The organism is Microbacterium sp. CH-015, assembly GCF_049707015.1.
Taxonomy (GTDB): domain Bacteria; phylum Actinomycetota; class Actinomycetes; order Actinomycetales; family Microbacteriaceae; genus Microbacterium; species Microbacterium aurum.
The window spans coordinates 56,941-67,958 of record NZ_JBNAFJ010000012.1 but is presented as its reverse complement, the minus strand read 5'-3'; the positions used below and the strand labels follow the sequence as shown (position 1 = coordinate 67,958).

At 69.2% G+C, this 11,018-nt stretch carries 9 protein-coding genes, 1 tRNA gene and 1 pseudogene; 9 read left to right on the top strand and 2 right to left on the bottom strand.

Annotation, left to right across the window (positions count from 1 at the left end; all coding sequences use genetic code 11):
• The 3 genes and pseudogenes from ACPYN4_RS14070 to ACPYN4_RS14060 all read left to right on the top strand — a co-directional run.
• Window positions 1-263 (top strand): annotated as a pseudogene (locus ACPYN4_RS14070) (hypothetical protein); the annotation flags it as partial.
• Between the two features lie 25 nt (window positions 264-288).
• Entirely contained in the window at window positions 289-795 is a 507-nt protein-coding gene (locus tag ACPYN4_RS14065; RefSeq protein ID WP_424446705.1) for a hypothetical protein, read from the top strand.
• A 51-nt stretch (window positions 796-846) separates the two neighbouring features.
• Complete coding sequence (locus ACPYN4_RS14060) at window positions 847-2,196, top strand: DUF222 domain-containing protein (protein WP_424446704.1); 1,350 nt, start codon at window positions 847-849, stop codon at window positions 2,194-2,196.
• Here the strand turns inward: ACPYN4_RS14060 and ACPYN4_RS14055 are convergent.
• Window positions 2,193-3,284, bottom strand: a complete 1,092-nt coding sequence (locus ACPYN4_RS14055; RefSeq protein ID WP_196325460.1) for an IS630 family transposase — start codon at window positions 3,282-3,284, stop codon at window positions 2,193-2,195. The two genes, ACPYN4_RS14060 and ACPYN4_RS14055, sit on opposite strands and share 4 nt — an antisense overlap.
• Before the next feature lie 336 nt (window positions 3,285-3,620).
• A tRNA-Leu gene (locus tag ACPYN4_RS14050) sits at window positions 3,621-3,704 on the bottom strand.
• A 153-nt stretch (window positions 3,705-3,857) separates the two neighbouring features.
• On the opposite strand from ACPYN4_RS14050, the gene ACPYN4_RS14045 reads away from it, so the two are divergent.
• From ACPYN4_RS14045 to ACPYN4_RS14020, 6 genes are read left to right on the top strand one after another with little or no spacing between them, the layout of a single operon-like run.
• Window positions 3,858-4,607 carry an FhaA domain-containing protein gene (locus tag ACPYN4_RS14045; protein WP_424446703.1) on the top strand — a complete coding sequence of 250 codons (750 nt, stop codon included), beginning with the start codon at window positions 3,858-3,860 and terminating at the stop codon, window positions 4,605-4,607.
• Window positions 4,604-5,143, top strand: coding sequence for an FHA domain-containing protein FhaB/FipA (locus tag ACPYN4_RS14040; protein ID WP_424446702.1), 540 nt, complete (start codon window positions 4,604-4,606; stop codon window positions 5,141-5,143). Before ACPYN4_RS14045 ends, ACPYN4_RS14040 begins: the two co-directional genes overlap by 4 nt.
• A gap of 10 nt (window positions 5,144-5,153) precedes the next feature.
• On the top strand, window positions 5,154-6,392 hold the full coding sequence (locus ACPYN4_RS14035) for a PP2C family protein-serine/threonine phosphatase (RefSeq protein WP_424446701.1): 1,239 nt from the start codon (window positions 5,154-5,156) through the stop codon (window positions 6,390-6,392).
• Window positions 6,389-7,771 carry an FtsW/RodA/SpoVE family cell cycle protein gene (locus ACPYN4_RS14030; protein ID WP_424446700.1) on the top strand — a complete coding sequence of 461 codons (1,383 nt, stop codon included), beginning with the start codon at window positions 6,389-6,391 and terminating at the stop codon, window positions 7,769-7,771. The genes ACPYN4_RS14035 and ACPYN4_RS14030 overlap by 4 nt, the downstream gene beginning before the upstream one ends.
• Before the next feature lie 13 nt (window positions 7,772-7,784).
• Entirely contained in the window at window positions 7,785-9,245 is a 1,461-nt protein-coding gene (locus ACPYN4_RS14025) for a peptidoglycan D,D-transpeptidase FtsI family protein (RefSeq protein WP_287270346.1), read from the top strand.
• Window positions 9,242-10,957, top strand: coding sequence for a serine/threonine-protein kinase (locus ACPYN4_RS14020; RefSeq protein WP_287270349.1), 1,716 nt, complete (start codon window positions 9,242-9,244; stop codon window positions 10,955-10,957). Before ACPYN4_RS14025 ends, ACPYN4_RS14020 begins: the two co-directional genes overlap by 4 nt.
• Window positions 10,958-11,018 lie beyond the last annotated feature (61 nt).

Below are 11,018 nucleotides of genomic sequence, written 5' to 3'. Positions count from 1 at the left end.
CAGCAATCATGCCGGGCCCGGCAGGCCGTCACCACCCAGCATGCTCACCGAGCGGCCACGAAGAAAGTAACGGGGCGCACCATCAGCTGCACCTGACCGGACAGCGCGTGGGCACGGCATCCTTCCACTCCGACGCGGTCGCGGCGAACCGCATCGAGCCGGTGCTGCAGACCCACGACCGGTACGGCAACCGCATCGACGAGGTCGAGTACGACGACCTTCCCGCGGGGACGGATGCCGGGAGCATCGCCCCGCGGGCGTGAGGGCGGCGGGTGCTACCATGCGGACATGCGCACCGCCTTCCGCAACCTGATCGGTGCGGCGGTCGGTCTCGTCCTCATTGCACCGCTGGTCTCGTGCGTCGGGACATCACCGACCGATGCGCCCGAAGACCTGACGTCGCCGACGCGACCGAGCGCGGTCGCCGACGGCGGCAGCCGGGGTCCCGTCGCGACGGGCGGAGCGCTGCCGCTGCTCGATCGGCTCGGCTGCACCGCGCCCATGCGCTTTGGCGCGTCCAAGGTCGATGGCGGTGAATGGCAGTGGGCCATCACGGGCTCTCACGTGGATGCGGGCGCCAAGGAGCATGCGACCGGCACGGCCAACGACGACCTCACCGAGTACGTCGTTGCACCCGGCGACACCTTCACGGGCATCGGTGAGCGGTTCTGCATCGACAATATTCATCTGGCGATGATCAACCGTCGTGATTCGGGTGAGCTCTACGCCGGCGAGACCATCCGACTTTTCCCCGACGGTGCCGCCGCGGACTACTTCGCCGACGTGCCCGAGTGAACGACCGATCCGCCCGTCGCGATGTCGGGGGCCCTCCTTATCGTGTGTGATATGAAGGTCACTTTCCACGACGGGTCGGCGGATGCCGAGGTCTGGAACGACCCGGCCTTCACCGAGGCGTACTGGAGTGCCGTCACCGAAGCGTCGCTGTGCGGCGCGGAGGGCCCCTGGGCGTCGGACATCGATCCGTGGCTGCTGCCCGACGGCGCCGTGGCGCCCGATGGAATGGACGAGCCACCTGCTGCGGCCGATCCGACGCCGTGGGTGGGCCCCGACCCGACGGTGGATCCGCTGTGGCAGGACCCGCGGGGGTGGTCGAACGCCGACGTGCGGGCGTATCGGCGGGGCCTCGCCGTCCGCTCCGCAGCCGCCGACACCGGGGCGAGGGTGCAGCTGACCGACAACCAGGTGCGTCGCCGCGCCTACCGCGCACAGACGCTCAGCGAGCGCACCCCGGGCGTGTGGGCGGCGTGTCTGGCCGGTGAGGTGTCCGAGCAGAACATGATGATCGCGGCCGAGGTCGCCGGCTCGCTCCCCGCCGACGATCCGGAGGCGTGGGCGGCGTTCGATGCCGCGGTCGTCGCGCCAGCGACGACCGCGGTGCCGGGTCGATTCCGGGTGCGCGCCCGCGCTGTCCGCGAGCGCGTGCACCCCGAGTCGCTCCGCGAACGCCACACGCGTGCCGCGAAGGATCGGCAGGTCGACCTCACTCCCGACTTCGACGGGATGGCGCTGCTCAGCGCACTGCTCCCGGCGGAGCAGGCGCACGCGATCGACGCCGATCTCGAGCAGCGCGCCCGGCACCTCTACGGCCTGGCCGATGAGACGCGCACCCTTGCGCAGATCCGGGCGGACGTGTTCGCCGATCTGCTCCTCGCCCAGCCGATCGACGTCGGCGCGACGGGCAAGCGGGGGAAGGCATCGCGTGTGCGGGCGACCGTGCGGATCACGATCCCCGCCCTGACGCTTCTCGGCCAGGGTGACGAGCCCGCGACGCTCGACGGGTACGGCCCGATTCCGCTCGAGACCGCGAAGGAACTCGCCGGCGCGGCGACGTCGTGGATCAGGGTGCTGACGCATCCGGTGACCGGCACGGTCGTCGACGTCGACCGCCGTATGTACAGGGTGCCGGCCGACATGCGGAGACTTCTGCGCACCCTGCATCCGACGTGCGTGTTCCCGGGCTGCTCGAGACCCGCCGACGACTGCGATTACGACCACCGAAAACGGTGGTCGGACGGGGGCACGACCTCCGTCGGCAACGGGGAGCCTCTCGACGGCCCGCATCACCCGATCAAAGACGAGACCCTGTGGCAGAGCGAACGCGACCCCGCCACGGGGCGCATCATCTGGACGAGCCCCAGCGGATACCGGATCCCCGAGGATCCGCCGCCCTTCTAGTGTCCTCCGCCGTTAATTCGTTGCAATAGTCGTCCGAGGGATTCGAGTATCTGGTCTGCGGTCTTGGTCCAGATGAAGGGCTTCGGGTTCTCGTTCCATGCCTTGACCCACTCTCGGAGGTCCCTCTCGAGCGCTTGCACGGATCGGTGGTCGGAGCGTTGCAGCAGGTCGCGGGTGACCTCGGCGAACAGCCGCTCGACCTGGTTGATCCAGGACGAGTATGTCGGGGTGAAGTGCATGTGAAATCGTGGGTGGGCTGCCAGCCAGGTATTCACGGTCGGGTGCTTGTGGGTGCCGTAGTTGTCGCAGATCACATGCACGTCCAGATGCTCCGGCACGTTCTGATCGATCTTGGCCAGGAACTTCTTGAACTCCGCTGCCCGGTGCCGCCGATGGGTGGACGCGATCACCGTGCCGTCAGCGATGTTCATCGCCGCGAACAGGCTCGTGGTGCCGTGCCGGAAGTAGTCATGGGTGCGCTTCTCGGGCATGCCCGGCATCATCGGGAACGCCGGCTGCGAGCGGGACAGCGCCTGCACCTGGGACTTCTCGTCCACGCTGAGCACGACCGCAGACTCTGGTGGGTCCAGGTAAAGGCCGACGATGTCGTAGACCTTCTCCACGAACAGCGGATCGTTGGACAGCTTGAACCCGTCCGCACGGTGGGGCTTGAGACCGAATGCCTTCCAGATCCTCCCGATCGTCGACGCGGACAGCCCGCTGCGCTCTGCCATTTTCGACCGGGACCAATGCGTCGCGTTGGCAGGCGTGGATTCCAGCGTCGCCACGACCACGTCCTCCACCTGCTCGGCGGTCACCGTCGCAGGCCGGCCGGGCCGCGGATCATCCACGAGCCCGTCCAGGCGATGCTCCAGGAATCGCGCTCTCCATTTGCCGACCGTGGGGCGGCTGACCCCGAGCCGCTCGGCCACCACCGTGTTCGCGGCGCCCGTCGCGCTCTCCAGAACGATCCGCGAGCGCAACGCCAGAGCCTGCGACGACTTCCGCCGCCGAGCCCAGCGGACCAGCTGCACACGCTCCTCGTCACTCAGGACCAGATCAGCTTTCGGACGCCCAACTCGTGCCATACCCCATTCTAAGAGATAGACAACGAATTACTGGCGTACGACACTAGGTCGGGGGACGGGTTGACGAGCGAGAGCCCGCCCGAGGCCGGGGAATGGATCCGGCTGCACAACAACACGTTACGGCGTACTGGCACTCGCAGCCGTCGTTCACCTGATTCAGCTGCGCTTCATCCCCGTCGATCTCGATGAATTCGACCGTCGGCTCCGCCGCCGCTCCACCACCTGAGGCGCAGGGCGTTCCGCGACGCCGCGCTCACTCCTCGCCAACGACAAAACGGATGAACCCCCGAAACCGGGGGTTCATCCGTTCACGATGTCCTGAGACATCACACACTGTGCGCGAGGGGGGAGTTGAACCCCCACGCCCTTTCGGGCACTGGCACCTGAAGCCAGCGCGTCTGCCTATTCCGCCACTCGCGCGAGCCGCGGCATCCGAAGATCCCACGGACTCAACTTCCCGAGGATATCACGGCCCACGCGTGGGCCCGAATCCGAGCTGCGGCCGGGGTTTCCGTCCTCGCTCAGGCTGTACAACTAGCATGTACCCACCGGCCCCCGAGCATGAGGAGCCCCGTGGGACTACTGGACAGCTTCGAGAAGGGACTCGAGCGCGCGGTCAACAGCGCGTTCGCGAAGTCCTTCCGCAGCGGCATTCAACCGGTCGAGATCGCCGCCGCCCTGCGCAGCGAGCTCGATGCCAAGGCCGCCGTCGTCAGCCGTGATCGCATCCTCGCGCCCAACGCGTTCGAGGTGCGCCTGGCTCCGGCGGATGCCGAGCGCATGCGCTCGCTGGGCTCGACGCTCGACGACGAGCTGCTCACTCTCGTCCAGAAGCACGCCAAGGCGCAGGGCTTCAGCTTCGCCGGACCCGTCACCGTCTCCCTCGCCACCGACGAACAACTCTCCACGGGCACCCTGCGCGTCGACTCGCAGACCGCGGCCGGGCAGGTGGCCTGGCGCGGCGTCGTCGACATCGCCGGCGCCCGGCATCCGCTCGCGAAGGGCCGCACCGTCATCGGCCGCGGCAGCGACGCCGACATCACGATCGCGGATGCCGGGACGAGCCGCCGTCACGTCGAGATCCTGTGGGACGGCGAGCGCGCCATGGTCCGCGACCTCGGCTCCACCAACGGCACCGAGCTCGACGGCCGCAAGGTCTCCGAAGCCCCCCTGCCGCCCGACTCCGTCATCAAGATCGGGCGCACCGAGATCGTCTTCCGCGTCATCGCCCAAGCCACGCCGCCCCGCCCGAGCGTCTCGGCCTCCGACGCCACCCGCGCCTTCGGGTTCGACGGTCCCCGCTTCGAGGAGGGCGCCCGGTGACGAGCGAACTGACCCTGCTGCTTCTGCAGATCGGCTTCCTGATCCTGCTGTGGTTCTTCGTCTTCGCCATCGTCTACTCCCTCCGCGCCGATCTGTTCGGCGTGAAGGTGCGCAAGCTCCCCGACCCGGCACCGGCGACAGCCCCGGCCGCCGCACCCCCGCCCGCGCAGGCGGCCACGGCTCCCATCGCTCCCGCCGCGGCCAGCGCCCCGGCCCCCTCCAGCCCGCAGAAGGCGACGCGAGACGCCGTCTCGCGCATCGTCATCACGAGCGGCCCCAAGGCGGGGCTCGAACTTCCGCTCGGCACCGACGCCCTCACGATCGGCCGCTCCAGCGAGTCGGGACTCGTCATCCGCGACGACTACACCTCCAGCCACCACGCCCGGCTGCTCCTATGGGGCGACCAGTGGATGATCCAGGACCTCGACTCGACCAACGGCACCTGGCACGACGGCCACCGCGTCAGCACCCCGGTGCCCGTGCGCATCGGCGCCCCCATCAAGGTCGGCGCGACGACCTTCGAGTTGAGGAAGTAGCCGGCGCCGCATGGTCTTCGAGGGATCGAGCGTCGCGATCTCCCACACGGGAAAGGTGCGCTCCAACAACCAGGACTCGGGCTACGCCGGCTCGAACCTGTTCGTCGTCGCCGACGGCATGGGCGGCCATGCCGGCGGTGACGTCGCCTCGAGCCTCGCCGTGCACCGCCTGAAAGAGCTCGACCAGCCCTTCGCGTCGACGGGCGAGGCCGAGCGCGCGCTGCAGGACGCCATCGGATCCACGGCATCCGTCCTCATCGACACCGTCGCCCGCCGACCCGAGCTCGCCGGCATGGGCACCACCGTCAGCGGCCTCATCATGGTCGACGACTACGCCGTCATCGCGCACATCGGCGACTCGCGCATCTATCTGTACCGCGACGACGCGCTCACCCAGATCACGACCGACCACACCTTCGTGCAACGCCTCGTGGAGTCAGGTCGTATCACCCCCGAAGAGGCCCGCTACCACCCGCGCCGCTCCGTGCTCATGCGCGTGCTCGGCGACATGGACCCCGATCCCGAGATCGACACGTTCATCATGCCGACCCAGCCGGGTGACCGCTGGCTGCTGTGCTCCGACGGCCTCTCGGGCGTCGTCGACGACGCCCACACCAGCAAGGTGCTGGGGCAGAAGCTCCCGCCGGGCCGCACCGCCGACCTGCTGCTCAAGCAGGCGCTCGACGCCGGCGCCCCCGACAACGTCACCGTCGTCATCGTCGACGTCGGCGGCAGCCACCCGATGTTCAGCGGCACCCCGACGATCGTCGGCTCGGCATCCAACCCGCAGGGCATCGACGTGCCCGCCGCCCGGCCCGGCCGCACCAGCTGGCTGCACCCCGCCCGGCAGGCGGCGAACGAACCGACCCACTTCGAGCCGGCCGCCGAGTTCCTCGAAGAGCTCATCGAGGAGGATCGCCGCCGCGCCCGCCGCCGGCGCATCTGGTGGGTCGTCGGGTTCGTCGTCATCCTCGCCGCCCTGGCGGGCGCGATGTTCGGCGCGTACAGCTGGACCCAGTCGCGCTACTTCGTCGGCGCCGACGACGACTCCGTGGTCATCTACCGCGGGATCCAGCAGGATCTCGGCCCGATCCCGCTCTCGTCGGTGCACGAAGACACCGGCATCCTGCTCTCCGACCTGCCCTTCTATCAGCGGCTGGCGGTCACCTCGACGATCTCGGCGCGGTCGCTGGCCGACGCCGAGGCGATCGTGGAGACCCTCCGCGAGACCGTGGAGGACACGCCATGACCGCCGTCGACACCGGCCGGGCCGACACCACCGTCGTGAAGGCACTGCGCAGACTCCGGATGCCGCAGACACAGCGCAACCGTGAGCTCGGCCTGCTGCTGTTCGCGTTCCTCATCAACGGCGCCGCAGTCGCCCTCGTGCAGCTCGGCGCCCTCGGCCACATCGACTGGACGTTCCTGTACTACTGCGGTGCGCTGACCGCCCTCGTCCTCGGCCTCCACATCGTGCTGCGCTATCGCGCCCCGCAGGCCGACCCGTTCGTCGTGCCCATTGCGACCGTGCTCTCGGGCCTGGGCCTCGCGATGATCTACCGCATCGACATCGGCCGCAGCATCTCGGGATGGGAGGCGCTGTCGACCCGGCAGCTGGTGTGGCTCGGCATCGCGCTGGCCGGCGCCGTCGCCCTCGTGCTGGCGCTGCGCAACTATCGCGTGCTGTTCCGCTACACCTACGTCTCGGGCCTGGCGGGTGTCGTCCTGCTGCTCCTGCCGTTCGTGCCGGGCCTGGGCGTCGAGGCCGGCGCCGACGTGTGGATCTCCATCGGCGGCATCTTCTCCTTCCAGCCCGGCGAGCTCGCGAAGATCTGCCTCGCGATCTTCTTCGCCGGCTACCTCGTGCGCACGCGCGAGGCGCTCAGCTCGGTGGGCCGGCGGTTCCTCGGGATCACCTGGCCGCGCGCGCGCGACCTCGGCCCGCTGCTGCTCATCTGGTTCGCGTCCCTCGGCATCATCGTGCTGCAGCGCGACCTCGGCACCGGCATGCTCATCTTCGGCATGTTCATCGCCATGCTCTACACGGCCACCGGCAAAACCAGCTGGGTTTTCCTGGGGCTCTCGCTGGCGGCGGTCGGTGTCGCGGTGGCGACGCAGATCCTGCCGTATGTGCGCGCCCGGTTCACGAACTGGCTCGACACCTTCAACCCCGACACCATCGACGGCTCCAGCATGCAGCTGGCCAGCGGCATCTTCGGCCTCGCGCACGGCGGACTCATCGGCACCGGACTCGGCCGCGGCCGCCCGGGACTGACCCCCCTGTCGCAGAGCGACTACATCTTCCCGAGTCTCGGCGAAGAGCTCGGCCTCATCGGCGTCTTCGCGATCCTCTGCCTCTACATGGTCTTCGCCAGCCGCGGTGTGCGCATCGGCATCGCCGGCCAGGACGATTTCGGAAAGCTGCTGGCGACGGGACTGTCGTTCACGATCGCGCTGCAGGTGTTCATCATGGTCGGCGGTGTCACGCGCGTCATCCCGCTGACGGGGCTGACGACGCCGTTCCTCGCCGCGGGTGGTTCGTCGCTCGTGGCGAACTGGATCATCGTCGCCCTGCTGCTGCGCATCTCCGACGCCGTCCGCTCGAGGCCCCGCGTGGTGATCGGATGAGGGGGGTGACCGCATGACCAAAGAGCTCCGCCGCCTCAGCTTCATCATGCTGGCGATGTTCATCGCGCTGTTCGGCGCCACGAGCTGGATCCAGGTCGTCCAGGCCGGCGATCTCGGCGAGAACCCGCACAACAAGCGCGCCCTCTACGACTCGTTCGAGGTGCAGCGCGGATCGATCATCGCCGGTGACGAGGTGATCGCCACGTCGGTGCCGAGCGACGACATCTACAGCTGGCAGCGGCAGTACGCGGATGCCACGATGTGGGCGCCGGTGACCGGCTTCCTCAATCCGCTCCTGCAGTCCGCGACGGGGCTGGAGCGGGCGATGAACCGTGAGCTGTCCGGCACGGCGAGCTCGCAGTTCCTCGCGAGGGTCGAGCGCATCATCACGGGGCAGCCGGCGCGGGGGTCCAACGTCCTGGTGACCCTCGACCCGGCACTGCAGAAAGTGGCCTTCGACGCCCTCGGCGACTACGAGGGGGCGGTGGTCGCCATGGAGCCGAAGACCGGCCGCATCCTCGCGATGGTGACGAGCCCCAGCTACGACCCGAACACGCTCGCCATGCACAACGCCGCGCAGGTCAACGCGACCTACGACGAGCTCGTCGCGAACGCCCTGAACCCGCTGTGGAACCGCGCGATCGAGGGCAACCTCAACCCGCCGGGGTCGACGTTCAAGCTCGTCGTGACCTCGGCCGCGCTCTCCTCGGGGAAGTTCACCCCCGACTCGACCTTCCCCAATCCCGCCCGCTACACGCTGCCCGGCACGTCGACCTCGATCAGCAACTTCGACGGCGGCACGTGCGGACCGGGCGACGAGGTCACCATCGCGACGGCGCTGCGCCTCAGCTGCAACATCCCGATGGCCCAGCTGGCCGTGGCCCTCGGCGAGGACGCCATCCGCACCGAGGCGGAGAAGTACGGCTTCAACTCCGGGTTCGACATCCCGCTGGCCGTCACGCCCTCGGTGTACCCGACCGGGCAGCTCTCCGACGACAAGGTCGCTCTCACCGGCTTCGGGCAGGGCGATGTGCAGGCCACGCCCCTGCAGATCGCGATGGTCGCCGCCGGCATCGCCAACGACGGCGTCGTGATGAACCCGCGACTGGTCGACCGCGTGGTCGCCCCCGACCTGACGGTGCAGCAGACCTTCGAGGACAGCGAGTTCGGTCGTGCGCTGAGCACGGCGGATGCCGCGACGATGACCTCTCTCATGGTCGCCAATGTCAGTGACGGCGCGGCGAGCGGTGCAAGAATAGACGGGGTCGACGTGGCTGGGAAGACCGGTACCGCGGAGCACGGTCCTTCGGATCCGTACACGCTGTGGTTCACCGGATTCGCGCCCGCGGATGACCCGCAGGTCGTCGTCGCCGTCATGGTGGAGAACGGCGGAGGACTCGGCCAGCACGGCACGAGCAACGGAATCGCGGCCCCGATCGCGAAGAAAGTCATTGAGGCGGTGCTGAGCAGATGAGACCGACACAGGGTGTGAGCTTCGGCGGGCGCTATGAACTCGACTCGCGAATCGCGATCGGCGGCATGGGCGAGGTCTGGGAGGCCACCGATCACGTGATCGGCCGCACCGTGGCGATCAAGATCCTCAAGGACGAGTACATGGGCGACCCGGGGTTCCTGGAGCGCTTCCGCGCCGAGGCCCGCCACGCCGCACTCGTCAACCACGAGGGCATCGCGAGCGTCTTCGACTACGGCGAGGAGAACGGCTCCGCCTTCCTCGTCATGGAGCTCGTCCCCGGTGAGGCGCTGTCCACGATCCTCGAGCGCGAGGGGTCGCTGTCGACCGACAAGACGCTCGACATCGTCGCGCAGACCGCCGCCGCGCTGCAGGCCGCGCACGCGGCCGGCCTCGTCCACCGCGACATCAAGCCCGGGAACCTCCTCATCACCCCCGACGGCCGTGTCAAGATCACCGACTTCGGCATCGCCCGCATCGCCGACCAGGTGCCGCTGACGGCGACCGGGCAGGTCATGGGGACCGTGCAGTACCTCTCGCCCGAGCAGGCGTCCGGTCACCCGGCATCCCCCGCCACCGACATCTACTCGCTCGGCATCGTCGCGTACGAGTGCCTGGCCGGCAAGCGCCCCTTCACGGGCGAATCGCAGGTCGCGATCGCGATGGCGCAGATCAACGACACTCCGCCGGCGCTGCCGGCGACGATCGCCGAGCCGGTGCGCAACTTCGTGATGAGCATGATCGCGAAGAAGCCCGAGGACCGCCCGGCCACCGCCTCCGCGGTGGCGCGCGCGGCGACCGCCCTGCGCCGCGGCGACGTTGCGGGGGCCGCCTCCATCGTGCCGGCGATCGCCGGCAGCGTGCCCGTCGACGAAGTCACGCAGCTGCTCACCCCGGGTGCTCTCGGCACCGCCGAGGCCACGCGCATCCTGCCGCAGGCCGCGCCCGCCGCGGATGCCGAGGAGCCCGCCCCCGAGAAGAAGAAGCGAAGTCCCTGGACGTGGCCGCTGGTCGCGCTCATCGCGATCCTGCTGCTCGTCCTCGGCGGCACGCTGTTCGCCCTCTTCGCCGACCCCGGCGGTGAGCCGGCACCGTCGTCGTCGACGCCGAGCACGACCCCGACCGAGCCCTCGGACACCCCGACCCCTGAGCCGACGAACATCCCGATCACCAGCCTCGGCTTCATCGGCAAGACGTGCGACGAGGCGATGACGATCGCGCAGGAGAACGAGCTCACCGGCGTCGTCTGCGAACGCGGCACCGCCGCGCCGACGGCCGGCGACGTCGGGAAGATCTACCAGACCAACCCCGCTGCCGGAAACGTCCAGCCGAACACGTCGATCACGCTGACCTTCTACGACGAGCAGTCCGCCATCGACACGCCGGGCGCCCCCACCGTGGTGAACAACCCGCAGGGATCGTCGTCGTTCACGGTCACCTGGCCGGCCTTCACGTGCCCCGCGGGGTCGTCGCTCACGGCGTTCAACATGTCGGTGATCAACGGCACGTTCGACGCGAACAACGGCACGACCTACCAGGCGCCGGCGAGCCCGCGCAGCCTCACCGTCACCGCGAAGGCCGATGCCCAGCCGGGTTCGCTCGTGCTCGTGTCGTACACCGCGCAGTGCGGCGACCGCGAGTCGGCCGCCTCACCGGAGGGCCAGGCGCCGATTCCGACGCAGACGACGAGTCCGACACCCGACACCGCGCCCTGATCGTCGCCGATCGCGCCGGGTTCTCGCCCAGGCCGGTCGGTTAGGCTGGCTGTCGAATCCG